This is a genomic window from Pararhizobium sp. IMCC21322, assembly GCF_030758295.1.
Classification (GTDB): domain Bacteria; phylum Pseudomonadota; class Alphaproteobacteria; order Rhizobiales.
In genome coordinates this window covers 2,736,298-2,762,977 of record NZ_CP132335.1, presented here as the reverse complement: position 1 = coordinate 2,762,977, position 26,680 = coordinate 2,736,298, and the positions used below count along the sequence as shown (strand labels likewise).

Genomic DNA, 26,680 nt, shown 5'->3' with positions numbered 1-26,680 from the left:
GACCTTTGACAGGGGCTGGCCCTAATTCGTGAGTCTGATGAATCGCTTAGCTACGGTCTCTAAAGCGATTTGTGATGGGATAACGGCGATCGCGCCCAAAATTCTTTCTGGTGAGTTTCACGCCCGGCGCTGCCTGGCGGCGCTTATACTCGGCAATGTAAAGCAGGTGTTCGATCCGTTCGACCGTCTTGCGATCATGCCCCCGTTCAACAATTTCCGCAATGCTCATTTCTTCCTCAACGAGACATTCCAGAATGTCATCCAGAACTTCATATGGCGGCAGTGAATCCTGATCCGTCTGGTTGTCGCGCAGTTCTGCGGTGGGTGCTTTTGTCAGGATATTGACGGGGACAACTTCGCCCTTGGGGCCGAGAACATTCTTGGGCTGGTGCTCGTTACGCCAGGCGCACAAATCATAGACCTGAATTTTGTACAAATCCTTGATCGGGTTGAAACCGCCATTCATATCGCCATAAAGCGTGGCATAGCCAACAGACACTTCGGATTTATTGCCGGTTGTCACCAGCATGGGACCAAATTTGTTGGAGACCGCCATTAGCAGCGCACCACGCACACGCGATTGGATATTTTCCTCGGCAACACCTGGTTCCGTGCCTTCAAACAAGGTTTCTAGAGCCGAGTGGAACCCCTCGACCGGTTCAAAAATTGATACGATATCGTAGCGGACGCCCAATGCATCTGCGCAGGCTTTGGCATCGGCCAGACTTTCCTCAGAGGTAAAGCGGTAAGGCAGCATCAGACAATGCACACGGTCCGCTCCAAGGGCATCCACAGCTATTGCTGCGCAAGCTGCCGAATCAACGCCGCCCGACAAGCCCAGAACCACGCTTTTGAATCCGTTTTTGTTGACATAGTCCTTCAGCCCCAGAACACAGGCTTGCCAATGGGCTTCCTGCAAATCTGGCAAAGCTGCAAGTTCGCCCCTTTGAGGTTTCCAGATACGCTGGCCGGTTTCATCTTCCGCCGCGTCCATGGTGACTGTCGTGATGGCTTCTTCAAACTGAGGCATCTGCAAGGCCAGCGTGCGGTCCGCTGCCAATACAAATGATCCACCATCAAAGACCAGTTCGTCCTGTCCGCCCATTTGATTGGAATAGATAACCGGAAGATCCGTCTCAACGATCCTTTGAACCAGCACTTGCAGACGCAGCTCGGCCTTGTTTTCCCAATAGGGCGATCCGTTTGGAACCAGCAACATCTCTGCCCCTGTTTCCATCAGGCATTCGCAGACCTCGTCATTCCAGGCATCTTCACAAATTGGAATGCCAAGCCTGACACCCCGGAATGAAATTGGACCCGGCATCGGGCCGGTCGAAAACAAGCGTTTTTCGTCAAATGTACCGTAATTCGGTAGGTCTACCTTGTAGCGAAGACCCTTGACTTCGCCGTCATCCAACAGCGCAATCGCATTATAAAGCTCGCCATTTTCCTGCCAAGGCGTGCCGATAACCACGCCCGGCCCGCCATCCTTCGTGTCTTCAGCAAATTCTTCTATTGCCAGCTTGCAGGCTTTTATGAAGGTGGGTTTCTTGACGAGGTCTTCCGGCGGATAACCGCAGATGAACAGCTCTGTCAGCAGCAGCAAATCTGCGCCCTGTTCAACTGCGCGTTTCCGCGCCTCCCTGGCCAGCGCCAGATTACCGGAAATATCGCCCAGGACCGGGTTCAGCTGTGCGACGGCTATTTTAAGTTCAGAGGGTGTATCATTGTTCATAAACAGTCATTTAGCGTGGGAATTGCACGGCGTCTATCCCAGTTCAGGTACTCTTGGCTTGAACCTGCGCGGCACTGCTGTTTCCAAAGGCATAGGCGTCCATCATGAGCGCTCCGAATTCATGAGACCGGTGTACCCTCTCGCCAGCCATATCGTCACCTGCGGCCCCCATTGCGACGTATAGCGGCAAGAGATGTTCATCCGTCGGATGATTTTCTTTCGCATGGGGTGCCATTGTCCGGTAGCTCAGCAAATCATTGATTTCGCCTCCCGTAAGACGCTTATCCATCCAGTCTGCAAACTCGGTTACCCAGAGGGGCGCACTGGCTTTGCGATCAGCCAGTCCATTCCTGCCAAAAACTGCAGACAAATTATGAGTGAATGAGCCAGATCCGATGATCAGGACACCTTCCTTGCGCAATGGTTGCAGTGCCTGCCCCATCCGGAAGTGATGTTCGGGGTTTTCATTCGGCTGAACGGATAATTGCACAACAGGAATATTGGCGTCCGGGTAGAGCAACATCAGTGGAACCCAGGTACCATGATCGAAACCCCGCATCTCATAGGCGGGATGAAAACCGGCCTGCCCGAGCAATTCACCTGCCCGATATGCTAGGGAATCACTGCCTGGGGCAGAATAGACAAGCGTTTGCAATTTCGGATCAAAGCCACCGAAATCATAAATCATATCCGGTGCATCACCGAGTGACAGTGTTGGCTGTTCCGTTTCAAAGTGAGCTGAGATGATCAAAATGGCTTTGGGCGGATTGGCTGACTGGCCCCATTGTTTGAGAAACCTGTGGGCCTCAGTTTCCTGCAGCACCAGATCAGGGGCGCCGTGCGAGACAAACAAAGATGGTTGATCAACAATAGTCATGGCATCTGCTTTCGTATGTTGTTCTTACACTTATGCCCAACACCAAGGCTAATCCACACTTGTTTGAGAAACCTACTGTTTCAAAATGCCGAACAATTCACGCGAAATGGATTTCCTATACATCATAATAATCACCCTTTTCCTCAAGGAAAATGTGTGTCGTCAACTTGATGCCTGTAGGCGCATCAATGCATCCCATGAAAACCGAAACTCTATCGGAACCGTCTTCCCGCCAGAACATCAGCGAGCCACATTCATTACAAAATCCGCGCTTTGCGGTTTCGCTGGCGTTCCACCATTTCAGCCGGTCAGATGTCAATAATTGAAGACCATCCGCATCTATCTGCGTTGCAGCCACGTAATGCCCGGATTGACGCCGACAGGTCTCACAATGACAGCCCATCGCATCACGGAAAGGTCCGATCAGGTTCGCAGTTACAGCGCCGCAAGCGCATTTTGCAGAAAGAGATTTGGGCATGAGCACTCCTGTTCAGCACTGGAGATCATCACAAGTTTTTTCCGGGATCAATTGAAAATCACAGGCCGAGCGACCGAAGTTTTAAGTCAGACATCAAATTGATCAGACACTTTTCAGCAGGATCCCGGAGGATTTTTTTGGTACAAACGGACCTGTCCTTGGCTGACCCACAAATCCGAAAACCAGCGTTTACAACCCAAACCCAGCGCACTAAATGGGCTTGTCCTCCTGTAGATGACCGTAGATGACTGTCAGAATACCAAAGCCAACGAAAAAGCTGATAATGTAGAATCCGAGATATATAGGGACTGGCAACAAGTTCCAGAAAAGATCAGATCCGGAGAGCATTCTTTCGACCAAATCGCCGGTTTGTATTAGAAAAATGACCGCGATCAAGGCTGCCAGTAATGATGGTATGATCATCAGCGCCGAAACCAGAAGTGAAGCAGTAAACAGTGCGCCAGAAATCGGGCCGGTCATTTTCCAAGATGCACTTGATCTGATGTCCTGGCCAATGGCAGTTCCCGGCAAACCAAGCCCCAATCGCATAGTAAACCAAGTATAAAGTGTCACGAGCAAAAGAGAGGTAATCACCGAAGCAACGAACAATGAACCTGAAACTGCACTTGATATCTGCATAGGATCAACACCTCGCCAAAGCGACACCATAACAAACGCCATGACAGACCCAATAATCATCATTATGGGGATCATTACGATACCCACTTTCAAACCACTCTTGAACCCACGCCCGACATAAGGCCAGAAGGTCTTTGGGGCTGGGAAAACATAAGGGCTCCGCGGCATTTCACCCTGTAACACATAACGGTGCCAGCCTATCGCAATTGACGCAAGGCCAGCCATAGTGGTGAAAAAAATTCCAAACCAAGACAGAGTAAACAGAAAACCACTTAAACCACTTATTTGGTTGTCACCGCCGTCTTCTAACGAGTTGAACAATGCAGTAAAAACCACCACCCAAACGGAGACTGTCACCAACGTCCAAAACCAGCTGAGTCGCAGTGCAATTTTCCACTTTACAAACAGTTGCTTCAGGCAAATTACAAAAATTCTGTAGCCCATTATCGTTCTCTTCTGTGTTGTTCGAAGGCGAGTCATCCCAACATGACATCGGCAAGCTTAAAACGTACCGTATAAATTGTATATTATGGAATCGCACGCTTGACGGAACTAAACTCCAATAAATTAAAACGGCCGACAGCCGACAAGTGTGACCTGCATGGGAAGTGGGGGCTTAAACCTAAAAGATAGCGGATACGCTTTGCCATGGGTGGGTTTCTTAAAACTCCTGTTCAATACAGGGATCATCACTGGCATCGATCCGGATCAACAAAAAGCCCCGGCCAATGACCGGGGCTTTTGCAGAATTTGGTGGATGTGCCGGAAGCCGCTATTCAGCAGCGTCGCTGGTCGCCACAGCTGTGCCGTTGCGCTTGCGTTTCAGGCGATCTGCCAGCAGGAATGCCAGTTCCAACGCCTGATCCGCGTTCAAACGCGGATCGCAATGGGTGTGATAGCGATCAGACAGATCATCATCCGTGATGGCCCGTGCGCCGCCAGTACATTCAGTGACGTTCTTGCCGGTCATCTCGATGTGAATGCCGCCGGGATATGTACCCTCTGCTTCATGCACATCGAAGAAGCCGTTCACCTCGCCAAGGATACGGTCGAATGGGCGTGTTTTGTAACCGCTGGCCGCTTTGATGGTGTTGCCATGCATTGGATCACATGACCAAACGACAGAACGTCCTTCCCGCTGCACAGCGCGAACAAGCCTTGGCAGGTTTTCGAACACTTTGTCATGGCCAAAACGGGCGATCAGTGTAACCCGACCTGCTTCATCATCCGGGTTTACGATATCCAGCAGTTTGATCAGTTCATCTTCATCAAGGGATGGACCGCATTTGATGCCGACCGGGTTCTCAATGCCACGGAAGAACTCTACATGAGCGTGGTCCGGCTGACGCGTACGGTCGCCAATCCAGATCATGTGGCCTGAGGTGGCGTAGTAGTCACCAGATGTTGAGTCGAGCCGTGTCAGAGCCTCTTCATAGCCCAGCAACAATGCTTCATGGCTGGTGAAGAAGTCGGTGGTGCGCATACGGGCTGTGGTTTCAGGATCAATGCCACAGGCACGCATGAAGTCCAGCGCATTTGAAATCTGCCCGGATAGTTCTTCGTAACGGTCAGATTGCGGGCTGTCTTTCAGGAAATCGAGTGTCCAATTGTGGACATGCTCGAGATTGGCATAGCCACCTTGTGCAAATGCGCGCAGCAGATTGAGCGTAGCAGCAGATTGGCGATAGGCCATTTCCAGGCGCGCAGGGTCCGGATAGCGACCCTCCGGCGTGAAATCAATATCATTGATGATATCACCACGGTAGCTTGGCAGTTCCTCGGATCCGATGGTTTCCGTGTCTGCGGAACGCGGCTTGGCAAACTGACCGGCAATGCGGCCAACTTTCACAACTGGAACGGCAGCTGCGTATGTCAGAACGACCGACATTTGCAGAAAGACCCGGAAGAAATCGCGGATATTGTCCGCATTATGCTCGGCAAAAGATTCGGCGCAATCACCGCCCTGCAGCAGAAAACCCTGTCCGCGGGATACATCGGCCAACTGTGATTTAAGACGACGTGCTTCGCCTGAAAAAACCAAGGGTGGATACGATGACAGACGCTTTTCAGCCGCTTCCAGGGCTGCCTGATCCGGATAATTCGGGACCTGTTTTACAGGGAAGCCGCGCCAGCTTTGTGGGCTCCAGGTGGTCATGTCATCAACTCCTTAACTTGTTGAGGCGTTTCCGTATAAATCGGAACATTCGCCACCCTTTTTTGGGTGGCGGTATATACACATGATTGCGTCAGGATTCAAAGGCTTACCTTTGATTTTTCATGATGCTTATCTGGCGACCCGAAAAGTTGTCTTATTGCAGGGCTTTGTGGCAGGCTGACCAGCAGAACTGGAGGAACGCCAAACTATGACAGACAAGCCGCAAGAGCCGGAACTGACAATGGGCATCGAGGAGGAATATCTTCTCGTCGACAAGGACACGCGCGACCTTGCTGTGGATCCGCCAGCGGACTTCATGGAGGATTGCAAACGCCTGTTGGGCGACCATGTCATGCCGGAGTTCCTGCGTTGCCAGGTTGAAGTCGGCACCCCGGTCTGTGCGACGATAGATGAAGCGCGAACACAGTTGCAGCATTTCCGCGCAACGGTCGCGAGTGCTGCCGATGCTTATGGTCTTGCACCCATTGCCTGTTCCACCCATCCATTTGCGAAATGGGATCGTCAGCAGAATACCGATAAGGAACGCTACAACGAGCTGGCCCAGGATTTACAGGTTGTGGCCAGGCGCATGGTGATCTGCGGCATGCATGTCCATATCGGCATCGAAGACCGGGCTGTGCGCAACGATCTGTTCAATCAGCTGACGTATTTTCTTCCGCATTTGCTGGCACTCTCGACAAGCTCTCCATTCTGGCAGGGGCGCAAATCCGGTTTGAAGTCCTATCGTCTGTCAGTCTTTGACGAAATGCCAAGGACTGGCCTGCCCTATGGCTTTGACAGCGCCGACGAGTATCACCGGACAATTGATACGCTGGTGAAGGCCGGCGTCATTGAGGATGCCACCAAGGTGTGGTGGGATCTAAGGCCATCAAACCGTTATCCAACCCTGGAGATGCGCATAACTGATATGTGTACGCACGTTGAAGATGCGCTTGCCGTCGCCTCAATGTATCGCTGTTTGGCCCGAATGCTGTACCGTCTGCGTGTGGCAAACCAGCGCTGGCGCACCTACTCGCACTTTCTCATCAATGAAAACCGCTGGTTGGCGCAACGCCATGGTGTTGAGGGTAAATTGATCGATTTTGGTGCAGGAACAGCCATTGCCTACTCCGAACTCATTGAAGAGCTGATTGAGCTGGTGGCCGAAGATGCAGAAGCTCTGGATTGTGTGGATGAAGTTCAACATTGCCGCAAAATAGTGCAGCATGGAACCAGTGCTGAACGACAGCTAGCAGTGTATGAAAAGGCAAAAAATGCGGGTCATAATGATAAACGCGCATTCAAAGACGTGGTCGACCATCTGATCACGGAAACACTGGAAGGATGCAGTTAGGGTTTAGCCTGCTGCTAAAGACCGGAAACCGTGTAATGGCCATCTTCGGTTTTTTCAGCATTCACCATGCGAGGATCAGTTTGTTTTGAGAACTTGCGCTGCAACCATTTAACACGAAGAACCACGGCGAGTGTTGCCACGACCAACGCGCCCAGAGCCAGAGTTCCAACACCGAGCAACACCACCAGCGAGATGATCGAGGTCACCACTCTGATCGCGAACTGCAAGATTTGTTTGATGAAATTCATTTCCGGTTCCCTTGGGCTTGCATCAATTGCGCTCGTATCAATTTCCTACACAACATATCGTGCGCCTGACACTATGAAACAAGCCTGCGCGAAAATTTAACCGTCCCGCCGATGCCGTGTCGTTGGCTCGCGCATGGTCACCAATTCCTCTGCCGCAGTTGGATGGACCGCCATTGTGGCGTCAAAATCGGCTTTGGTTGCCTTCATTTTGACGGCGATCCCGACCAATTGCGACATTTCGCCTGCAGCCGGACCAACAATGTGACAACCGACAACACGGTCCGTGTCGGCGTCCACAATCAGCTTCATCAGCATCTTGTCATTGCGTCCCGGAAGGATGGATTTCATCGGGCGGAAGCTGGATTTGTAAACATCCACAGACGCGAAGGTGGCCACGGCCTCCTCTTCCGATATCCCAACGGTGCCGATTTCCGGTGTTGTGAATACTGCTGTCGCAATCTCGGTATGATCCACGATCACGTCTTTGCCACCAAATTCATTATCTGCGACAGCGTGTCCTTCGCGAATGGCAACGGGCGTCAAATTGACCCTGTCAGTGACATCGCCAACCGCGAAAATATTGTCGATGGATGTGCGTGAATACTCATCAACCTTGATGGCATCCTTACCATTCAACTCAATTCCGATATTGGCAAGTCCAAGCCCGTCAGTGTTCGGTGAACGGCCAATCGCGAACATGATCTGATCCGCTTTCAGCGCTTTCCCTTTTTGGGTATGGCCGATCAATCCCACTTCCGTCTTCTCGATTTTGGTGAAGATGTCGCCGAGATCAATTGTAATGCCATTGTCGATCATGGATTGCTGAACCAGATCCCGAACATCATCGTCAAATCCGCGCAGCACCTTTTCTCCGCGATAAATAACTGTGGTGTCCACTCCCAGACCGTTGAAAATACAGGCAAACTCCAGGGCGATATAGCCGCCGCCGGCAATCACGATCGATTTTGGCAGCTCTTCCAAATGGAATGCTTCATTGGAGCTGATGGTGTGCTCAATACCATCAATGGTTGGATCAAAGTTTGGCGTTCCGCCGGTCGCGATCAAAATCGTCTTTGCAGTAACGTGGCGTTCTTCCTTCACCAGATAGACCGAATGGCGATCCCGCATGGTTGCACGTGTTTTAAAAACCTCAACACCGGCTTTTTCAAGATTGGTGATGTAGATGCCATTAAGGCGGTCGATTTCGCGGTCCTTGTTGGCGATCAGTGTCTCCCAGTCAAAGCTGGTCTCACCAACCGTCCAGCCATAGCCGGCAGCATCTTCAAAATCTTCTGAATAATGCGCTGCATAGGTAAACAGTTTCTTGGGCACACAGCCCCTGATCACACAGGTACCGCCAACCCGATACTCTTCGGCAATGGCCACTCTCGCGCCATATTGTGACGCGATCCGGGCCGCGCGAACACCGCCCGACCCTGCTCCGATCACGAACAGATCGTAGTCAAATTCCTGCATGAAACAGTTCCCCACGCGTTTCGCTCAAACCAGCAAACGCTCTTCAATTGCCAAAGTCAGTATCGTGAAAAGCGTATCAGAGCTTGTGACCGCGCAAACCCATTTCAACTCGCACTTTGGCGGCCAGTTCCTGAGCCAGTTCATTGCCCCAATCATTGGTCAATTCAACTGAATCCCGCAAAATAGGCGGGTAGTTCAGGGCAAATTTGACGCCGACCGGTGAATTGTAGAATTCCAGAATTTCTTCAAGTTCTTCCTTGCTGAAACGCATGGTCCAAAGCTTTGCGGCTTCCTGCTGAAGTTCCACACGTTTGGAAATCAAGCCAACAGCCACCGTATCAGTCACTTCAGAAATCAGAGTTGCCAATTGCGGAGCGGTTCGTGTGAAGGTTTGCTTGGTGCGTTCTGCCATTTCGGGAAGAATATTATTGTAACCGGACGTGACGCGCGAAACTTCCAAAATCTCATTGGCAATCTTGAGCGCGGCTGGATCATTCATCATCTTGATGACTTCAGGGTCTGTCGGGGTTTGTGCGACCGCTGTCTGTGGCAACACTGTGCCAGCCCCCATAAGCACCAGTGCGAGCAATGCGCTGCGCATTTTGAAGAAGTATGTCATTCTTGGTTCCCTATTCATTTTGTCTCCCGGCAAATCAATTGCCGATTCTGATCAGGCTGAGGCCGCTCGTGATATGGTTTCCACACCACCTGGCCCCGCAATAAAGGCAACATCTGCTATATCGATAAACAAACCATGCTCTACAAGACCCGGTATCTGCGAGAGCCCTGTTGCAAGTCCTTTTGTGTCGGGAATACGGCCAAAAGATGCATCCAAAACAAGGTTCCCGTTGTCGGTTACAACCGGTGCTCCTGCATTTTCACGCAGCGTTAATTTTGCCGTCAACCCAAATTCGTTTTTGCACAATTTCTCAATTGCGGCTTTCGTTGCAACGAGGCCAAAAGAAATGACCTCAAGCGGCAGAGGAAAAGCACCGAGCATATCAACTTTCTTGGTATGATCGGCAACCACCGCAACCTTATCCGATGCAAATGCAACGATTTTCTCACGCAGATGAGCGGCTCCGCCGCCTTTGATAAGCTGTAGACGCCCGTCAATCTCGTCTGCGCCGTCGATTGTCAGATCGAGATGGGGATAGCTGTCCAGAGTAGAAATCTGTATGCCAAGCTCTCTTGCCAATGCGCCCGTACGCTCTGACGTCGGCACTCCGATGATTGACAGACCTTCGGCCACCTTTGGCGCAAGAACCCGCACAAACTCTTCTGCGGTCGAGCCGGATCCCAGCCCAATCTTCATGCCATCTTCCACAAGTGACAAAGCCGCATTCGCCGCGTCAATCTTGAACTGCCTTGTCATCCTGGTTCACCTGTTGGCGTAATTGTAGTCACAATCCCTTGGATACCTGGTCCAGAGCTTTCAACTGCTCCAGCACCGCAGGCATATCGTCCAGTCTAATCATGTTGGGCCCATCTGACGGCGCATTGTCCGGATCCTGATGAGTTTCGATGAACAAGCCCGCGACCCCAACAGCAACAGCGGCACGCGCCAAAACTGGTGCAAATTCCCTTTGCCCGCCCGAAGCGCCGCCCAGACCACCTGGTTGCGCGACCGAATGCGTCGCGTCAAAAATGACTGGTGCGCCGGTTTGAGCCATTTGCGGCAATGCCCGGAAGTCACTCACAAGCGTATTGTAGCCAAAGCTGGTGCCGCGCTCGGTCAACAGGACATTCCGGTTTCCGCCGCTGATGACCTTGTTTACAACATTGGCCATTTCCCAAGGCGCTAGAAATTGGCCCTTTTTCACATTGATGGCTTTACCGGTTGCAGCAGCGGCCAGAAGCAAATCTGTCTGCTTGCACAAAAGAGCGGGAATTTGAAGAATGTCCACCGTTTCAGCAACTTCAGCACATTGTTCGCTCTCGTGAATGTCGGTAATGACCGGCAGCCCAAGCTCTTTGCCGATATCAGAGAATATGGCCATGGCGCTGTCCAGGCCGACTCCGCGCTTGGCGCCAAGACTGGTGCGGTTGGCTTTGTCAAACGAGCTCTTGTAAACAAAGCCAATGCCCAGTTTATCGGTCATTTCCTTCAATGCACCCGCCATGTCGAAAGCATGGTCACGGCTTTCCATCTGGCACGGACCGGCAATCAACGAAAAGGGAGCGTTGTTGTCAAAGTTAACACCGCGAACACTTACAGTGGCGTTAGGTGTGATTTTTTCAGTCATTGCGAACTCTCTTCAAAAATGAATGGCACGCCCTGCCCGGGAGCTGCGGGAACTATGAGGCGACCCAGATGATCAAAGCACTCAATGCCGCCAGCTTCCAGGTGCGCCTTGAGTTCCCGAACAGACCTGCATATGAAAACAGCCCCTTCAAAGCGTGCGCCGCGCTCCGATCTTGCGCATGGAATGGCAAACAGTTGTTGCATTGCAGTTGGTGTGAAACAGAAAATGTCCGCACCTTCCATGTGGAAAGACAGGCCGTTTGAGGAAGATGCAAAATCGCGCATCCCGGTTGCCGCCTGCAGGAGATACTGGAAATCAGTGGGGTTTTCTTCGGACATCAGAACCGCTGACAGGCCGATGACGCCATTTTCGTGAGCTGTTCGCTCTGGCGACCAAAGAGCATCCATGTTCATACGTTCACAAGCAAAGAAAGTCGCATCCGGCGCGCGATCATCGGCGGCAAACGCAAGCTCCACGCCAATTTTGATGGGACCATCGAGGGTTTCAGCGGTCCGTGAAAACGGAAACAGTTCACCAAACGCGAAACCAAGCTCTGAAAAAGTCTTCAGATCGGCGGCTGCGTTCCTGGACCGCATCGCCACCATGGACAGTCCTTCATCGTCAACACGGAACCGGTAGGCCTGATCACGCCGTAAAAACGGATTGCCCTTTCGGGCCTCGATTTCTGCCAATGTCCGGTCCGCAACGCCCAAAGGCTCCAGATAGGTGCCGTCTTGCAGGAAAATGCAGGCATTTTCGGTGCCAAAAGGATGTTGGGCGTCAGCAGCAACATGAAACCCAAGTGCCTCATATCTGGCACGTGCCAAATCAAGATCGCGCACAGGCAACACAAGATGGTCAATAGAGGTTGGCGCGGGGTCCATGGGCGGCTCCAGATGTTGTCGGAGTTTTATCCCCGGTCTTATACGAGACGGCTTTGTTCTATAGCAGCGGCTATGAAAGACGCAAACAAGGGATGCGGATCAAGCGGACGGGACTTCAGTTCGGGATGGTACTGCACACCGATGAACCAGGGATGGTCCGGCAATTCGACCGTTTCCGGCAATATGCCATCGGGAGATAATCCGGCAAAATCCAGCCCGGCTTCTTCCAGTTGTTCGCGATAGTCAATATTGACTTCGTAGCGATGCCGGTGGCGCTCTGAAATGGATGTGGTTCCGTAAATTTCAGCAATCTTCGACCCTTTGGTCAATGTTGCATCATACGCGCCCAGCCGCATTGTACCGCCCAGATCTCCATCCGCACTGCGGCGAATAAGAGAATTTCCAATGGTCCATTCAGTCATCAACCCAACAACGGGTGCGCCTGTTGGTCCGAATTCCGAAGACGCGGCGTCTTTAATACCGGCCAGATTGCGTGCCGCCTCAATGACGGCCATCTGCATACCAAGACAGATTCCGAAATAGGGAATTTTGCGTTCTCTGGCAAAGGTGGCGGCGGCTATCTTGCCTTCTGTTCCGCGTTCTCCAAAACCACCTGGCACCAGAATGCCGTGGACGTGCTCCAGGAAAGGCGCAGGATCTTCCTTTTCAAAGACTTCGGATTCAATCCATTCCAGATTGACCTTCGCTGCATTGGCGATGCCGCCATGCGCGAGCGCTTCCATCAGTGATTTGTAAGCGTCCTTGAGACCGGTGTATTTGCCGACGATTGCGATCGTCACTTCACCCTCAGGGTTCTTCACAGTCCTGGAAATATCTTCCCAAGCCGCCAAATCCGGTTCCGGCGCATCGTCGATGCCGAAGGCTGCCAACACTTCTGCGTCCAGTCCTTCTGCGTGATAGGACAATGGAACATCGTAGATGGATTTTACATCCAGAGCCTGAATTACGGCTGACGGCCGGACGTTACAGAATAGCGACAGTTTGCGACGCTCTTCCGATGGAATTTCACGGTCTGCCCGAACTAATAGAATGTCCGGTTGAATGCCGATGGATCGCAGTTCCTTGACCGAGTGCTGAGTCGGCTTGGTTTTCAGCTCACCCGCTGTTGGAATGAAAGGCATCAATGTCAGGTGAATATAGATCGCGTCGCCGCGCGGCAGATCATTGCCCAACTGGCGAATTGCCTCGAAAAACGGCAGCGCTTCAATATCGCCAACTGTGCCGCCAATTTCACACAGAACGAAATCGTAGTCTTCATTGCTGTCCATCACGAAGCTTTTGATAGCATCTGTGACATGGGGAATCACTTGGACCGTTGCGCCCAGATAATCGCCGCGCCGTTCCTTGGCTATGATTTCCTGATAAATCCGACCGGTGGTGATGTTGTCTTGTTTGTTGCCTGGGCGCTGTGTGAAACGCTCATAATGTCCCAGATCCAGATCGGTTTCCGCACCATCATCGGTTACGAACACCTCACCATGCTGGTAAGGACTCATCGTTCCCGGATCTACATTGAGATAGGGGTCGAGCTTGCGCAGCCGCACTTTAAAGCCACGGGCCTGCAACAAGGCACCAAGAGCTGCGGAACCTAAACCTTTACCAAGGGAGGACACCACGCCGCCGGTTATGAAAATATATCGCGCCATGGGATCAAAGCTTTAAGCCTGTGAAAATGATTCGGAAAGCCAAAAGAAAACGCCCGTTTGAAAAAACGGGCGTTTTCCAGATAATTTATGGCCCAGTCTATTCCGAGATAGGAGCAGATGGAACCGCTGACTCAGCAGGTGTCTCTGGCAATGCACCGGGAAGTGCATCCAGAATACCGTTGCCAGTACCGCCCAATTCCTCGGAACCTGGAATGGTGTCGAGAATAGAGCCGGAGGTATTTTCCACATTTGCGATAATCGACAACGCAATTGATGTGGCAAAGAAACCGATAGCTAGAAATGTGGTTGCGCGGCTGAGCGCATTCGCTGCGCCTCGGCCGGTCATGAAATTACCGCCACCTCCGCCGCCACCGCCGCCGATGCCAAGTGCACCGCCTTCGGAACGCTGAAGGAGTATTACGGCGATCATTGAAAGAACGACCATCAGATGGATAACGATTATAACTGCGGACATTTGAAACCTGTGTCACAAAGAAGACTGTTGCGCGCGCTTCTACACGATCCTGACGTGAGACGCCAGTGGTGTTGTGTTGCATCATTTAATTGGGAGTTGTGCGGTGAAATTGCAAGCTCCAAGGCCAGCGACGGGCAAGATACGCACCTGCATACGGATATCACTTTCAAAACCATTTGAAACAAGACCTTGACTTTCCTGCAATTCGAAGCGCATAAGCGCGCCATTGGAACGGGGCCATTTCGGCTTTTTGCCGGACAACTGCTGTTAAAGCACACCCCGACACCCCCCAATAGTCCCTGAGGTATGAGTGTTTGATCGCTCGCGCAGACTGGGACAATTTTTGACCTAGTCCATGCGCCACATCTATCCGCAAACAGCGGACGACAGGGCCAACAGAAAGATATTACGTGACATTTGAATCCCTCGGCCTTGATCGGCCGATACTGAATGCGCTTGCCGATGAAGGCTACACGCAACCAACTCCTATTCAAGCCAAAGCCATCCCTGTGATTATGCAAGGCCGCGACGTGGTCGGCATTGCTCAGACCGGCACCGGCAAAACAGCGGCGTTTACGCTGCCCTTGCTGCACCGCTTGATGAAAAACAAAATCAAGGTGCAACCGAACAGTGTCCGCGTACTGGTTTTATCGCCAACGCGTGAACTTGCGTCACAGATTGAAAAAGCTGTGCGCAGCTACGGTGCCAAACTGCCGCTTAAAAGTGCGACAGTTATGGGCGGCGTTTCCATGCGCCCACAACGACAGAAACTTGCTCAAGGTGTGGACATTCTAGTTGCAACACCTGGTCGCTTGCTGGATCTCATTGATCAAAAAGCGCTTGATCTGAAGCGGGTTGAGACGCTGGTTCTGGACGAAGCGGATCAGATGCTTGATATCGGGTTCCTTCCCGCTATCCGCAAAGTCATCGCCATGGTCCCAAAAGACCGGCAGATGCTGTTGTTCTCTGCAACAATGCCAAAAGAAATTCGGGCGTTGAGCAAACAACATCTCAAGGATCCAGTCGAGATTTCCGTTACGCCTGTTGCCACAACGGCTGAGCGCATTGATCAACGCGTCATGCATGTCCAGCAACCATCAAAGATGTTTGTCACAAGCAAGATGCTTAAAGAACGTGTGGGCGAACAGACTATCGTTTTCACCCGTACAAAACGCGGTGCCGACAAAGTCGCCAAACGTCTGGTTGCAGATGGAATTGATGCTGCTGCCATTCATGGCAACAAATCCCAGAACCAGCGTGAAAAAGCGCTGGCTGCCTTCCGCACAGGCAGGCTGCCGGTTCTCATTGCAACAGATATTGCAGCTCGGGGCATTGATGTGCCCGGCGTCAATCTGATCGTGAATTTTGATCTGCCGGAAGTGGCTGAAGTTTATGTTCATCGTATCGGTCGTACCGCTCGAGCCGGTGCTGCTGGACAGGCGATTGCACTCTGCGCACCGGAAGAACGCAAATTGTTGCGTGCGGTCGAGCGTCTGACCAATCAGGAAATCCAGGTGATTGCAGCTCCGGAAGGCGTTGCAGCGGTTGATATGAATGAGCCGCCTGCGACCGAACGCAAGACCGGACGGCCTAACAAGCCAAATCGCAACAAGCGACCAAAGCAGAATTTTGGTCGCCGCCCTGCGGCAAAATCGCGGTCGCGTTCCGGACAGCGACAGGCATCAGCCACCGGCTGATCGGACCTGCATGTGAATTAATAAGGGGCTGCCATGTGCAGCCCTTTTTGTGCCGGATTAGATGTATCACGCGCCAGCGAAGTATTAATCGCCCCACCGCCTGCTCAACCATATATCGGTATCGCCGGCAGGTCAGCTTGTCAGGAAACAGCGCGAATGATGCCCAGAAAATCTGTTGCTTTCAGGCTGGCGCCACCCACGAGCGCACCGTTGACATGAGGTACCGCCATTAATTCCGCGGCGTTTCCGGGTTTGACAGATCCACCGTAGAGAAGCCGCATTGCAGTGCCCTCGCCTCCGAGATTATTTGCCAAAAAGGAACGCATGAAGCCGTGAACTTCTGCAACATCGTCTATTCCCGGTGTCAGGCCAGTGCCAATGGCCCAGACCGGCTCGTAAGCTATGACTGAATTCTGAGCGGTTGCACCTTGCGGTACGGAACCAGATAATTGTTGTTCGACAGCAGCAAGCGTCGTGCCACCGCGTCTTTCCGCTTCCGTTTCACCAACGCAGATGATTGCCGTCAAACCGGCGTCCCAAACAGCTTTTGCCTTTTCAGCAACCAATGCATCAGTCTCGCCGTGGTCTTGGCGCCGTTCAGAATGACCGACAATGACAGCTTTTGCACCGCAATCAGCGATCATGCCTCCTGATATATCGCCGGTGTGGGCACCGGATGATGCTGTGTGGCAGTCTTGCGCACCCACAGCCAACGCTCCGCGATCAGGATGATTTGCCAAAGCCGCAATCAATGTGAAAGGCGGGCAGATCATGGCATCCGCCTTTCCGGCTAGTTCCGATGAGTAACCTTGTGCCATTGCAGCAAACTCGTCCATATCTGAACGCAAGCCATTCATTTTCCAATTGCCTGCAATCAACGGCTTAATCGAACTCATCATGATCCTCCAAAATACACTGGAAAGCTGGATAACAAAGGTCAGCAGGAAAGGCCAGCGGTAAGCATGTGACCAGCTTTCTGACCTGAGTTGGGACCTTGCCCCAAAATTGCCTTCCCTTGTTTCCACAAATTGACTATCACACGGCAAATCCTTTCTGGACCTCACAGTGTTGGGGCCTGTTCAAGAAATTCAGGGGAAACCATGCTCAACGCGTTGCGGAAATCGGCCAGCACATGGGTGGCCAAAGTTCTGATCGGTCTTTTGGTACTCAGCTTTGCAATATGGGGCGTCAACGACTTTGTCGGCGGCATAAACCGAACTACAATTGCAACTGTCGGGGATACCACCGTCAGTGCGGAGCGGTTTGACCGCGCGCTCTCTATCGAGATTTCCCGCTTGCAGCGGCAAATTCAGCAGCCAGTGAGCCTGACACAGGCAACCGCCTTTGGCATTCCCAATCAGGTTATCTCGCAATTGGTAACCGAAGCTGCCCTCGATGATGTATCGACCAAGCTCAACCTTGGCGTTTCGGATGACAAGTTGCGGGATGATATTGGCAACAATCCGTCATTTCGTGGTCCGGACGGGCAATTTGACCGAACTTTCCTGCAGCAAATTCTGCAGTCGAATAATATGACCGAGTCTGAATTTGTTTCAGATCAGCGCGCGTTTTCAGAACGGCGGCAGCTTGCAGAAAGTGTTGCGGGCGGCATCAGTGTTCCTGAAACACTTTTGAAGGCCGTTCACGCGTACCGCAATGAAGTGCGCACCATTCGTGCGATCACTCTGGAACCGTCAGATCTACCCGCTATCCCAAGTCCGTCGGATGAAGATCTCAACACCTACTTTGAAGAAAACAAAGCGGACTATCGGGCGCCGGAATATCGTTCAATTTCGCTGATACACCTCACTCTGGAAGACGTGATGGATGCCGATGCAGTATCTGACGATGATGCAAGACGTATTTACGACGAACGGGCAGACAGCTTTTCAGAGCCTGAAAAACGCCGGGTTGAGCAATTGGTTTTTCCGTCGAAGGAAGAAGCGGATGCAGGCAAGGCTTTGCTGGACGCGGGCACCACTTGGGAAGCGCTTCTGGAACAACGTAATGTAACAGCTGCAGATATTGATTTAGGTCTTGTCGCTCGGGAAGACATGATTGATACGGCCATTGCCGATGCAGTGTTTTCACTCTCTAATGCTGACATCAGCGATGTTATCGAAGGTCGCTTTGGACCTGTTCTGGCGCGCGTTACCGACATTCAGGCCGCTGCCACACAGCCATTTGAAGAGGTTGCCTCCCAGATCAAACAGGAGATCGCACGAGACCAGGCAATTGACCAGATTTTCTCCGTTCGGGATGGGGTTGAAGACTCCATAGCCGGCGGCGCAAGCCTTAGGGAAGTTGCTGCCGCAAATGATCTGACGTTGCGGGAAGTTGCTGCCGTCAGTCAGAATGGTCTTGATGAAAGTGATACGATTATTTCTGATCTTCCCCTAAGCAGCGAATTGTTGCGGGGCGTTTATGAGTCTGAGATTGGCGTGGAAAATCCGCCGCTTGAAGGCGACAATGAATTTATCTGGTATGAAGTGACTGACGTTACGCCTGACCGTGATCGAACGCTTGATGAGGTCCCTGCCCGGGTGCGTGCCGACTGGGTGCGTGATGAGACTGCGAAAGCATTGGATAAGCTGGCTTCCGATCTGGTCGAAAACCTGTCTTCCGATACCGAGTTTACGTCACTTGCTCAGGCGCGCTCCAAACCTATTCAGACCCTTGACAAGATCACACGACTGAGCGGCAAAGAAGGTCTTTCAGCAGAAAACATTGCAACAGTGTTTGAAGCCAAGCCGGATGCCTTTGGCTTCTTTACGCCTGCAGATCCGACGCAGCGATTCGTGTTCCAGCTGACTGAAGCATCGGTTCCAGCGTTTTTTCGTGAAGAGCAGACCACTCAGCAAATTGCTCAGGCCGCAAGGCCCGCGCTTGAAAACGAGTTGCTGACCCAATATGTCTCCGAGTTGCAGAGCAATCTGGGTGTTTCGCTGAACCAGCCATTGCTGACCCAGATGCTGGCCGGAACTGCAGATCAACCGTACCAGTAAGGCCTTCGCTCGGTCAAAAAGGACAGATTGTTTAGCATGTTGATTGAGCCGCAAAAGGAAGCCGTTCTTGCAACTTATGCCGACGGCAAGGCCCAGGTCGTGTGGACGACTTTGGTTGCTGATCTGGAAACCCCTGTATCAGCAATGTTGAAGCTGTCGGCAGTCGAAGACTATTGCTTCCTGCTTGAATCGGTCGAAGGTGGCGCTGTTCGGGGTCGTTACTCGATTATTGGCTTGAACCCTGATCTTGTGTTCAAGACAGATGGAGATACAGCCTGGTCAGGAACGGTTGATCAACTGACAGAGGACCGGCTGACCCAATGGGAACAGCCGTCCCTTCAGGCCCTGCGCGACATTCTGGAAAGTTCAAAAATTGATTTGCCGCCTGAGTTGCCACCTATGGCAGCCGGCATGTTCGGTTATTTCGGCTACGACAATGTGCGTCTTATGGAAAAGCTGGCCGAACCTGGCCCTGATCCACTGGACCTTTGTGACACACTGCTTATTCGTCCGCAGATTATCCTGATCTTTGACAATATCAAAGATGAAATAACGCTCATTACGCCACTACGCCCAGTGGAAAACATGTCCGGCGAGACAATTTACGCCCGAGCAATTGATCGTTTGACGACTGTAATTGACCGGCTGGATGCACCGCTGGATCACGGTTTGAATGCAGACGAAGTTGATCTCACCATCAACATGCAATCCAACACCACGCCGGACGAATATTACGCGATGGTCCGCAAGGCCAAGGATTATATCTCGGCCGGCGATATTTTTCAGGTGGTTCTGTCGCAACGCTTTGAGACCGAATTCACGCTTCCGCCATTTGCACTTTATCGAGCATTGCGCAGAGTTAACCCCTCCCCGTTTCTCTATTTCCTGAAATTTGGCGATTTCTCGATCATCGGATCAAGCCCGGAAATTCTGGTGCGGGCCCGGGACGGTAAAGTCACAATTCGGCCAATCGCCGGCACACGTCCGCGTGGGGACACGCCTGAAAAAGATGCAGCCTATGCCAAAGAATTGCTGGCTGATCCAAAGGAACTGGCCGAGCATCTGATGCTTCTCGACCTTGGCCGCAATGATGTCGGCCGCGTGTCAAAGATCGGCACAGTTGAGGTGACCGATCAGTTCTTCCTGGAATATTACAGCCAGGTGATGCACATCGTCTCCAATGTAATTGGCGATTTATCTGACAATTGCGATGCAATTGATGCGCTGTCAGCAGGGTTTCCTGCTGGCACCGTATCCGGCGCGCCGAAGGTTCGGGCAATGGAGATTATCGACGAGCTTGAGGGTGACAAGCGCGGTCCCTATGGCGGCGCAGTTGGGTACTTTACTGCGGACGGCAACATGGACACGTGCATTGTGTTGCGCACATCTGTTGTGAAAGATGGCAAAATGTACGTTCAGGCGGGTGCTGGCATTGTGGCGGATTCCGTTCCCGAAATGGAACAACAGGAATGCATCAACAAGGCGAAAGCGCTGTTTCGTGCGGCAGAAGAAGCCGTGCGATTTGCCTCAAGCACATCACGTGGCCAATGATGGAACTCACGAAATTTAGCGCAGCAGCCTTTGGGGGTCGCAATGTTTCTGGTGATCGATAATTACGACAGTTTCACCTACAATCTGGTTCACCTGATTGGCCAATTGGGTGTAAATATGGAAGTTGTGCGCAACGACAAGATTGCGGCCTCGAAGGCTTTGGCCATGAACCCGGAAGGGATCATCCTGTCACCTGGCCCCTGCACTCCCAATGAGGCTGGTATTTGTCTGGAACTTATTCGTGAAGCGGGCGGAAAGATGCCGATCTTCGGAGTTTGCCTGGGGATGCAAGCCATTGGTCAGGCTTATGGCGGAACTGTTATTCGTGCCAGCAGGCTCATGCATGGGAAGATGAGTGCCATCGTGCATGATGCAACCGGCATGTTTGAAGACATACCAACACCCTTTCAAGCCACACGCTATCACTCGCTTGTGGTCGAAGATTCGTCATTTCCTGATAGTCTGGTGGCAACGGCCAAAACGGATGATGGCAGCCTAATGGGACTGTCGCACAAGACCCATCCTGTTCACGGGGTCCAGTTTCACCCGGAGAGCATAGCGTCCGAACATGGCGACACGCTGTTACGCAACTTCATTGGAATTGCACGGACCTTCAACAAGGCAAACCGTCTCAAAATCGCGGCATAGCGTCACGCAAACAACAATGAATGTAAGTTTGGAGGCGCAACGCATAAGCAGTGCGTTTTATCCTGCAACCATATTGGTCGCCAGATTCAGCACCGCTTCTTGAGGTTGTGCGTCAACCTACTCTTTCTCAGAGCAAGCTTCGATGAGGCTGATAATCTGCTTTTGCAGCTTTTCGTCCTTAATGGACTCAATCTGCTTGGCCAAATCCAGAAGCCACCAAGGCACTGCATTTTCTGAGGAAACGCTCTCGTCTATTCCGTCGAAGAAATAGTCAATCGGAACCTGTAGTACTCGAGAAATCTCCCAGAGCCTGCCAGAACCAATACGGTTGCTTCCCTTTTCATACTTTTGAATTTGCTGGAAGCTGACACCCAGTTGATTTCCGAGTTCAGTCTGACTCATGTCCATCGCCTTGCGCGCTTTGCGCACTTTCAGGCCGACATGTAAATCTGCATCCAGTGCCGAACGGGCATTATGCATAACGGCTTTTTGTGAAGCGTCCTTTTCCATTGATAACATCATAACCTTCCCACGAACTCTGCTTGAGGTTGCAGCATTAGCTCTTTTTTAACCAATGATCAACCCATAATTATAAGGGTGTGTCATTTCGGTCAAAAATATGCGGCGCCAATTTGCCTAAGAAGCTTATTAGGCCGGCTTTTATGCTTATAAATCAGCCGATTTCTTATGTAATTATCATCATTAACGATATCTATATTTGGAGTCATCACATCTGCGCAATTAACCGTGATCTTCATATTTTTATGGGTCTTAATGATCTATCAGTTGAAGCTCACTGGCTCGCCATAGGGCGGCCAGCTTGTTTCTGACGCCAAATTTCTGGATCAGATTTCGCGATATCTCAGCAACATATATGGGCGAAACGCCAATAATCAAGGCAATTTCAGTGCCGGACATGCCCAGTGCACTCAGCTCCAGGACTTCTTTCTCCCTTGGTCGCAGCGTGATGCCTTTTTGCGAGCCAATCACCAATGCTGATTGATGAAACGCCTCGGATAACATGCGACAGCAAGCAACTAATTGGTCGACGGATAAGCCTGCGGCTGGCTGCGAGCTATAGGCAGCCGTGCATGTGACCAATGTACCGGTTCTCGCAGATGTTTTCAGACGCGTTGTTACGCCCCAGGCCAAACCATATTTGCCGGCTTGCTGGAAGAACTCAATGAAATCACCATTCTCTGTGAGTTGATCTGCCGACCAGAAAAAAGGATCCGTTTCCCTCTTGGCCAGAGCGAGCACAGGATCAATCTGCGCAAAACCTTCGCGGCGATAGAGCTCAATCCACCCTTCGGCATAGGTATGTACGGATTTGTCGAACGAAATGTCGTTTTCCGAGAATCTTGTATAGGCGAACTGTTGTAATCCCAGCGGGAAAATAACACCCACAAATGACCCGCGCAGCTCATCGAGCGTTGTGCAGGCCTTCAGTTTTTGCACACTTTGTTGCAGATACTGACGAAGTTCCACGCCGTCCAAAGGACCATCCTTTTTATTTTATGATGATATGCGCTGTTAAGCCTTAACTAAAGCATTCTTCATGTCTTGGCGAGGATAAATTATGCAACCAATTGATGAATAGTATTTATTTTTGCTGATTAATACAATTTAATTAGAAAACCATCCAATTAATCTATTTCTTCTTGAGAAATTTCTCCTTATTTTTCAGGGTCAAAGATCACATTCTCTGATTGTGGCTTCAAGAATTTTCTATCTTTCACCAAAGCATTTCGTTCGCCGCCACGTTTGATCTTGCACAATGAGCGCCCAGTGGCTTGCTGTTTTGGTGGAAATTGGTGCCATTATATGCAAAGCAAGCGCACTAGGCCTGCCAGATGCACTGTGACATCGACTGCACGGGGATTGCAGGGGCTGCAGGATCAACTTTTAGGGTTTGCAGAAAATCCAGACGAGTGACTTATGTTTGATATGAAATCCACGCTTGCTCAGGTTGCCAGCGGCGAAGCACTGGACCAGAAAACAGCAGAGCAGACGTTCGACATTATTATGTCAGGCGATGCAACGCCGGTCCAAATCGGCGCACTCCTTATGGGTTTGCGGGTCCGCGGAGAAACAATTGATGAGATTGCAGGTGCTGTAAAAGTTATGCGATCCAAGATGGTTCGTGTCGCTGCGCCCGACGGTGCAGTGGATCTGGTCGGCACCGGCGGCGACGCATCAGGCACGTATAATATCTCCACATGCGCAAGTTTTGTTGTTGCTGGCATGGGCATTCCTGTGGCCAAGCATGGCAACAGAGCCCTTTCATCCAAATCGGGCGCGGCAGATACGCTGATGGCACTTGGTGTCAATCTGGACCTAAAGCCAGACCAAATCAGCACATGCATAGATAAAGCCGGGCTTGGTTTCATGTTTGCACCTGCCCACCACAGCGCCATGAAGCATGTCGGCCCTGCCCGGGTCGAATTGGGCACACGGACAATTTTCAATCTGTTGGGGCCCCTGTCGAATCCCGCGTCAGTCAAACGGCAAATGGTTGGCGTTTTCGATGAAAAGTGGCTTGAGCCTTTAGCACACACCCTGGCGCGCCTTGGATCAGACAAAGCCTGGATCGTACATGGCTCGGACGGGCTGGATGAGATTACGACGACCGGACCGTCCTATTGCGCCGCTCTTGAAAATGGTGATGTGAAGCGGTTTGTCATTGAACCGGTGGCTTTGGGCCTTAAACAGGCAGCTCCAGCAGATCTTGTGGGCGGCGACGCAGACCATAATGCGACTGCGCTCAAGCGTGTTTTGGACGGAGAACAATCCGCGCATAGGGACATTGTGTTGATAAACTCAGCCGCAACGGCCGTCGTCGCTGGACGTGCTGATACAATCGGCGATGGCCTTGATATGGCTCGCGCCAGTATTGACGACGGTAAGGCGCGTGCTGCCATGGACGCGCTTGTGAGCGTCTCCAACTCTTTTGGAGCGAACTAGATGCAGGGCGTTCTTGAAAAAATCTGCCGCTACAAGCTTGACGAGGTCGCGGCAGCAAAAGCACAGCTGAGCCTTGCTGATGTGAAACACAAGGCGCAGGATGCAGAACCAGTCAGAGGCTTCAAAGCTGCGTTGCAAGGCGCTGTGGACGATGGTCGGTTCGGCCTGATTGCCGAGGTTAAAAAAGCAAGTCCTTCCAAAGGCCTTATCCGGCCAGATTTTGATCCCCCTGCTCTGGCAACCGCCTACGAAAATGGTGGTGCTACCTGTTTGTCGGTTTTAACAGACACACCCTCTTTCCAGGGTCATCCGGACTTTCTGATGGCGGCCCGCGCTGCGACGAAGCTGCCTGCCCTTCGCAAGGATTTTATGCTGGAACCCTATCAGGTTTACGAAGCACGTGCGTGGAATGCGGATTGTATCTTGATTATCATGGCCTGTACCGAAGATGATCAGGCGAAGGCATTGGAAGAGACTGCATTTCTGCTCGGAATGGATGTTTTGGTCGAGGTTCATGATGAAGCTGAGACAGAACGGGCCCTGGCCCATTTGTCATCCGATCTGATCGGCGTCAACAACCGTAATCTTGATACGTTTGAAACCAGCCTGACAACCAGCGAAAAACTGGTCAGGCTGATTCCTGACGACAAGCTTTTAGTCGGTGAAAGCGGCATCAACACCTATGCGGATTTACAGCGTCTCAAAAAATGCGGGATCAACACTTTTCTGGTTGGCGAAAGTCTGATGCGTCAGGACGATGTGACGGCAGCCACCCAAAAACTGCTGACCGGAGTGTGAGATGTCGAAACTGACACATCTCAGTGACACCGGTGAAGCCAATATGGTGGATGTGGGCAACAAGGCCGTCACAAGCCGGCTTGCCCAGGCAGAAGGCCGTGTAGAAATGCTGCCCGAAACACTGGAAATGATCCTGTCCGGCAACGCCAAGAAGGGTGATGTTCTGGGCACGGCGCGTCTTGCTGGCATCATGGCTGCAAAACGTACACATGAATTGATTCCGCTGTGTCATCAATTGCTCATCAGCAAAATCGAGGTATCAATCGAGGCCGATCATGATGCCTCGGCGTTGCATGTTGTGGCCAGTGTTAAAGTGAACGGTCAGACCGGGGTTGAAATGGAGGCTCTCACCGCCGTATCGGTCACCTGTCTGACGATCTATGATATGGCAAAGGCCGTCGATCGCGGCATGCGGATTGAAGGCATTCGCGTGCTTGAAAAAAGCGGTGGTAAATCCGGCACATACCGAGCGGATTCCTAGGACCTGATTTTACTATGGCTCTCTTACCTGTCGCTGATGCAAGACAATCAATTCTGAGTAATGTTTCAGTTCTGCCGGAGGAGATAGTTCCGCTGGTAGACGCACATTTGCGTGTCAGCGCAGCACCGCTTTCGGCGCGGCGCACACAGCCCCCATTTGCAACCACTGCCATGGACGGGTATGCGGTCCGCCATGCCGATTTGGCGCTGGACCAGGACTTGGAGCTGGTTGGAGAAGCACCGGCTGGTCACAGATTCAAGCACGCCCTTCTGGCAGGCCAGACGGTGCGCATATTCACCGGTGCGCCATTGCCTGAAGGGGCAGATACGATCCTCATTCAGGAAGATGCGACTGTTCGGGAAAACGGCAAAATCCGACCGCTCGACATTCCGCAAAAGTCTGCTTTTGTACGGCCCGCCGGACTGGACTTCAAACAGGGCGCAGTTCTCATCGAAGCTGGCAGCACTTTACGGGCGGCGGATCTGGCACTGCTGGCCAGTATGAATTACGCTGAGGTGCCCGTTGTTCGCAAACCGCGTATTGGCGTTCTTGCCACTGGCGATGAGTTGGCAATGCCTGGAGCTCATATCGGTGTGGATCAGATTGTCGCTTCGAATAATTTCGGCGTTGCGGCCCGCATCGCCGAATTGGGGGGCCAACCTGTTGATTTGGGCATTGCAAAAGACACCGAAGAAGATCTGTTGCAGGCATTGAAGACGGCAGAGGCCAATCAATGTGATGCTATCATAACCCTTGGCGGCGCTTCTGTTGGCACCCATGATCTGGTCCAGCAGGCGTTTCACAGTGCAGGTCTGTCGCTCTCCTTCTGGAAAATTGCGATGCGCCCTGGCAAACCGCTTATGTTTGGAACAGTCGGCGGGATGTTGTTTCTCGGCTTTCCCGGCAACCCGGTTTCCAGCATGGTCTGCGGCGAGTTGTTCATGGCGCCACTGATCAAAACATGGCTGGGCCAGCCGTCCGATATACCGCTCAGACAAGCTGCGCTGGGAGACAAACTGTCAGCCAATGACCAACGCGAAGACTATCTGCGCGCCATATTGAAACCAGCTGAAGGCTTAGGACAGCTTCCAACGGTCCATCCTTTGAGCCGCCAGGACAGCTCCATGCTGGCCAGCTTTGCAAAAGCGAACTGTCTGATCAGACGTGCGCCATTCGCCACTGAGGCGGATCAGGGCACGATAGTGGATGTTCTAATGCTGCGTTCGGACTGACCTGACAAGACCGATGTTCCATATATGTTTCGCTTGCGCCCTTGTGGAACAAGACAAGAACAGCTAACGT

General features: G+C 51.9%; 25 protein-coding genes. 9 read left to right on the top strand and 16 right to left on the bottom strand.

All coding sequences use genetic code 11. The features are described from left to right. Positions 1 to 46: 46 nt before the first annotated feature. The 5 genes from RAL91_RS13100 to RAL91_RS13080 all read right to left on the bottom strand — a co-directional run bounded on the left by RAL91_RS13100 (position 47) and on the right by RAL91_RS13080 (position 5,884). Positions 47 to 1,735, bottom strand: coding sequence for an NAD+ synthase (locus RAL91_RS13100; protein ID WP_306256655.1), 1,689 nt, complete (start codon positions 1,733 to 1,735; stop codon positions 47 to 49). A gap of 43 nt (positions 1,736 to 1,778) precedes the next feature. Next, positions 1,779 to 2,612: a class III extradiol ring-cleavage dioxygenase gene (locus RAL91_RS13095; RefSeq protein WP_306256654.1), complete on the bottom strand. Its 834-nt coding sequence runs from the start codon at positions 2,610 to 2,612 to the stop codon at positions 1,779 to 1,781. 115 nt (positions 2,613 to 2,727) lie between these two features. After that, complete coding sequence (locus RAL91_RS13090) at positions 2,728 to 3,090, bottom strand: GFA family protein (protein ID WP_306256653.1); 363 nt, start codon at positions 3,088 to 3,090, stop codon at positions 2,728 to 2,730. Positions 3,091 to 3,300: 210 nt separating this feature from the next. Next, complete coding sequence (locus tag RAL91_RS13085; RefSeq protein WP_306256652.1) at positions 3,301 to 4,173, bottom strand: hypothetical protein; 873 nt, start codon at positions 4,171 to 4,173, stop codon at positions 3,301 to 3,303. Positions 4,174 to 4,501: 328 nt separating this feature from the next. Next, the gene (locus tag RAL91_RS13080) at positions 4,502 to 5,884 is read right to left on the bottom strand and encodes a class II 3-deoxy-7-phosphoheptulonate synthase (protein WP_306256651.1); all 1,383 of its coding nucleotides are present in this window, start codon (positions 5,882 to 5,884) and stop codon (positions 4,502 to 4,504) included. Positions 5,885 to 6,092: 208 nt separating this feature from the next. Between RAL91_RS13080 and RAL91_RS13075 the strand changes: the two genes are divergently transcribed. Beyond that, positions 6,093 to 7,238 carry a carboxylate-amine ligase gene (locus RAL91_RS13075; RefSeq protein WP_306256650.1) on the top strand — a complete coding sequence of 382 codons (1,146 nt, stop codon included), beginning with the start codon at positions 6,093 to 6,095 and terminating at the stop codon, positions 7,236 to 7,238. A gap of 14 nt (positions 7,239 to 7,252) precedes the next feature. Here the strand turns inward: RAL91_RS13075 and RAL91_RS13070 are convergent, their stop codons facing one another. From RAL91_RS13070 to secG, 8 genes are all read right to left on the bottom strand, one after another. Further along, positions 7,253 to 7,486: a hypothetical protein gene (locus RAL91_RS13070; protein ID WP_306256649.1), complete on the bottom strand. Its 234-nt coding sequence runs from the start codon at positions 7,484 to 7,486 to the stop codon at positions 7,253 to 7,255. 96 nt (positions 7,487 to 7,582) lie between these two features. Beyond that, the gene (gene gor / locus RAL91_RS13065) at positions 7,583 to 8,962 is read right to left on the bottom strand and encodes a glutathione-disulfide reductase (RefSeq protein ID WP_306256648.1); all 1,380 of its coding nucleotides are present in this window, start codon (positions 8,960 to 8,962) and stop codon (positions 7,583 to 7,585) included. 76 nt (positions 8,963 to 9,038) lie between these two features. Then, the gene (locus RAL91_RS13060; RefSeq protein WP_306256647.1) at positions 9,039 to 9,581 is read right to left on the bottom strand and encodes a DUF2059 domain-containing protein; all 543 of its coding nucleotides are present in this window, start codon (positions 9,579 to 9,581) and stop codon (positions 9,039 to 9,041) included. A 51-nt stretch (positions 9,582 to 9,632) separates the two neighbouring features. Beyond that, positions 9,633 to 10,337, bottom strand: coding sequence for a ribose-5-phosphate isomerase RpiA (gene rpiA / locus RAL91_RS13055; RefSeq protein ID WP_306256646.1), 705 nt, complete (start codon positions 10,335 to 10,337; stop codon positions 9,633 to 9,635). Positions 10,338 to 10,365: 28 nt separating this feature from the next. Further along, entirely contained in the window at positions 10,366 to 11,208 is an 843-nt protein-coding gene (gene kdsA, locus RAL91_RS13050) for a 3-deoxy-8-phosphooctulonate synthase (RefSeq protein WP_306256645.1), read from the bottom strand. Further along, positions 11,205 to 12,092: a VOC family protein gene (locus RAL91_RS13045; protein WP_306256643.1), complete on the bottom strand. Its 888-nt coding sequence runs from the start codon at positions 12,090 to 12,092 to the stop codon at positions 11,205 to 11,207. Before RAL91_RS13045 ends, kdsA begins: the two co-directional genes overlap by 4 nt. Before the next feature lie 38 nt (positions 12,093 to 12,130). Continuing rightward, entirely contained in the window at positions 12,131 to 13,759 is a 1,629-nt protein-coding gene (locus RAL91_RS13040; protein WP_306256642.1) for a CTP synthase, read from the bottom strand. A gap of 97 nt (positions 13,760 to 13,856) precedes the next feature. Continuing rightward, positions 13,857 to 14,234 (bottom strand): preprotein translocase subunit SecG, encoded by a 378-nt coding sequence (gene secG, locus RAL91_RS13035; protein WP_306256641.1) that lies wholly within the window; start codon positions 14,232 to 14,234, stop codon positions 13,857 to 13,859. Positions 14,235 to 14,644: 410 nt separating this feature from the next. Here secG and RAL91_RS13030 point away from each other — a divergent pair, with 410 nt between their 5' ends. Next, the gene (locus RAL91_RS13030) at positions 14,645 to 15,931 is read left to right on the top strand and encodes a DEAD/DEAH box helicase (protein WP_306256640.1); all 1,287 of its coding nucleotides are present in this window, start codon (positions 14,645 to 14,647) and stop codon (positions 15,929 to 15,931) included. 140 nt (positions 15,932 to 16,071) lie between these two features. Here the strand turns inward: RAL91_RS13030 and tpiA are convergent, their stop codons facing one another. Beyond that, entirely contained in the window at positions 16,072 to 16,830 is a 759-nt protein-coding gene (gene tpiA, locus RAL91_RS13025) for a triose-phosphate isomerase (RefSeq protein ID WP_306256639.1), read from the bottom strand. 201 nt (positions 16,831 to 17,031) lie between these two features. Between tpiA and RAL91_RS13020 the strand changes: the two genes are divergently transcribed. The 3 genes from RAL91_RS13020 to RAL91_RS13010 are packed head-to-tail and all read left to right on the top strand — an operon-like array spanning position 17,032 to position 21,135. Further along, complete coding sequence (locus tag RAL91_RS13020) at positions 17,032 to 18,936, top strand: SurA N-terminal domain-containing protein (protein WP_306256638.1); 1,905 nt, start codon at positions 17,032 to 17,034, stop codon at positions 18,934 to 18,936. Between the two features lie 36 nt (positions 18,937 to 18,972). Then, positions 18,973 to 20,487 (top strand): anthranilate synthase component I, encoded by a 1,515-nt coding sequence (gene trpE, locus RAL91_RS13015; RefSeq protein ID WP_306256637.1) that lies wholly within the window; start codon positions 18,973 to 18,975, stop codon positions 20,485 to 20,487. A gap of 42 nt (positions 20,488 to 20,529) precedes the next feature. Next, on the top strand, positions 20,530 to 21,135 hold the full coding sequence (locus RAL91_RS13010; protein WP_306256635.1) for an aminodeoxychorismate/anthranilate synthase component II: 606 nt from the start codon (positions 20,530 to 20,532) through the stop codon (positions 21,133 to 21,135). A 117-nt stretch (positions 21,136 to 21,252) separates the two neighbouring features. Here the strand turns inward: RAL91_RS13010 and RAL91_RS13005 are convergent, their stop codons facing one another. Continuing rightward, positions 21,253 to 21,645 (bottom strand): helix-turn-helix domain-containing protein, encoded by a 393-nt coding sequence (locus RAL91_RS13005; RefSeq protein ID WP_306256633.1) that lies wholly within the window; start codon positions 21,643 to 21,645, stop codon positions 21,253 to 21,255. A gap of 261 nt (positions 21,646 to 21,906) precedes the next feature. Further along, complete coding sequence (locus RAL91_RS13000) at positions 21,907 to 22,623, bottom strand: LuxR family transcriptional regulator (protein ID WP_306262918.1); 717 nt, start codon at positions 22,621 to 22,623, stop codon at positions 21,907 to 21,909. A gap of 450 nt (positions 22,624 to 23,073) precedes the next feature. On the opposite strand from RAL91_RS13000, the gene trpD reads away from it, so the two are divergent. From trpD to glp, 4 genes are read left to right on the top strand one after another with little or no spacing between them, the layout of a single operon-like run. Continuing rightward, a complete protein-coding gene (gene trpD, locus RAL91_RS12995) occupies positions 23,074 to 24,099 on the top strand; it encodes an anthranilate phosphoribosyltransferase (protein WP_306256632.1) in 1,026 nt (341 codons plus the stop codon). Further along, positions 24,100 to 24,897, top strand: a complete 798-nt coding sequence (gene trpC, locus RAL91_RS12990; RefSeq protein ID WP_306256631.1) for an indole-3-glycerol phosphate synthase TrpC — start codon at positions 24,100 to 24,102, stop codon at positions 24,895 to 24,897. A 1-nt stretch (position 24,898) separates the two neighbouring features. Beyond that, positions 24,899 to 25,378, top strand: a complete 480-nt coding sequence (gene moaC / locus RAL91_RS12985) for a cyclic pyranopterin monophosphate synthase MoaC (RefSeq protein ID WP_306256630.1) — start codon at positions 24,899 to 24,901, stop codon at positions 25,376 to 25,378. A 14-nt stretch (positions 25,379 to 25,392) separates the two neighbouring features. After that, on the top strand, positions 25,393 to 26,610 hold the full coding sequence (glp, locus tag RAL91_RS12980; RefSeq protein ID WP_306256629.1) for a gephyrin-like molybdotransferase Glp: 1,218 nt from the start codon (positions 25,393 to 25,395) through the stop codon (positions 26,608 to 26,610). Positions 26,611 to 26,680: the final 70 nt, after the last annotated feature.

Bases quoted from the DNA above. Each gene is read 5' to 3' on its own strand.
- RAL91_RS13100 (WP_306256655.1), bottom strand. From the start codon at position 1,735: ATGAACAATGATACACCCTCTGAACTTAAAATAGCCGTCGCACAGCTG.
- RAL91_RS13095 (WP_306256654.1), bottom strand. From the start codon at position 2,612: ATGACTATTGTTGATCAACCATCTTTGTTTGTCTCGCACGGCGCCCCT.
- RAL91_RS13090 (WP_306256653.1), bottom strand. From the start codon at position 3,090: ATGCCCAAATCTCTTTCTGCAAAATGCGCTTGCGGCGCTGTAACTGCG.
- RAL91_RS13085 (WP_306256652.1), bottom strand. From the start codon at position 4,173: ATGGGCTACAGAATTTTTGTAATTTGCCTGAAGCAACTGTTTGTAAAG.
- RAL91_RS13080 (WP_306256651.1), bottom strand. From the start codon at position 5,884: ATGACCACCTGGAGCCCACAAAGCTGGCGCGGCTTCCCTGTAAAACAG.
- RAL91_RS13075 (WP_306256650.1), top strand. From the start codon at position 6,093: ATGACAGACAAGCCGCAAGAGCCGGAACTGACAATGGGCATCGAGGAG.
- RAL91_RS13070 (WP_306256649.1), bottom strand. From the start codon at position 7,486: ATGAATTTCATCAAACAAATCTTGCAGTTCGCGATCAGAGTGGTGACC.
- gor (WP_306256648.1), bottom strand. From the start codon at position 8,962: ATGCAGGAATTTGACTACGATCTGTTCGTGATCGGAGCAGGGTCGGGC.
- RAL91_RS13060 (WP_306256647.1), bottom strand. From the start codon at position 9,581: ATGACATACTTCTTCAAAATGCGCAGCGCATTGCTCGCACTGGTGCTT.
- rpiA (WP_306256646.1), bottom strand. From the start codon at position 10,337: ATGACAAGGCAGTTCAAGATTGACGCGGCGAATGCGGCTTTGTCACTT.
- kdsA (WP_306256645.1), bottom strand. From the start codon at position 11,208: ATGACTGAAAAAATCACACCTAACGCCACTGTAAGTGTTCGCGGTGTT.
- RAL91_RS13045 (WP_306256643.1), bottom strand. From the start codon at position 12,092: ATGGACCCCGCGCCAACCTCTATTGACCATCTTGTGTTGCCTGTGCGC.
- RAL91_RS13040 (WP_306256642.1), bottom strand. From the start codon at position 13,759: ATGGCGCGATATATTTTCATAACCGGCGGCGTGGTGTCCTCCCTTGGT.
- secG (WP_306256641.1), bottom strand. From the start codon at position 14,234: ATGTCCGCAGTTATAATCGTTATCCATCTGATGGTCGTTCTTTCAATG.
- tpiA (WP_306256639.1), bottom strand. From the start codon at position 16,830: ATGATGAGTTCGATTAAGCCGTTGATTGCAGGCAATTGGAAAATGAAT.
- RAL91_RS13020 (WP_306256638.1), top strand. From the start codon at position 17,032: ATGCTCAACGCGTTGCGGAAATCGGCCAGCACATGGGTGGCCAAAGTT.
- trpE (WP_306256637.1), top strand. From the start codon at position 18,973: ATGTTGATTGAGCCGCAAAAGGAAGCCGTTCTTGCAACTTATGCCGAC.
- RAL91_RS13010 (WP_306256635.1), top strand. From the start codon at position 20,530: ATGTTTCTGGTGATCGATAATTACGACAGTTTCACCTACAATCTGGTT.
- RAL91_RS13005 (WP_306256633.1), bottom strand. From the start codon at position 21,645: ATGGAAAAGGACGCTTCACAAAAAGCCGTTATGCATAATGCCCGTTCG.
- trpD (WP_306256632.1), top strand. From the start codon at position 23,074: ATGTTTGATATGAAATCCACGCTTGCTCAGGTTGCCAGCGGCGAAGCA.
- trpC (WP_306256631.1), top strand. From the start codon at position 24,100: ATGCAGGGCGTTCTTGAAAAAATCTGCCGCTACAAGCTTGACGAGGTC.
- moaC (WP_306256630.1), top strand. From the start codon at position 24,899: ATGTCGAAACTGACACATCTCAGTGACACCGGTGAAGCCAATATGGTG.
- glp (WP_306256629.1), top strand. From the start codon at position 25,393: ATGGCTCTCTTACCTGTCGCTGATGCAAGACAATCAATTCTGAGTAAT.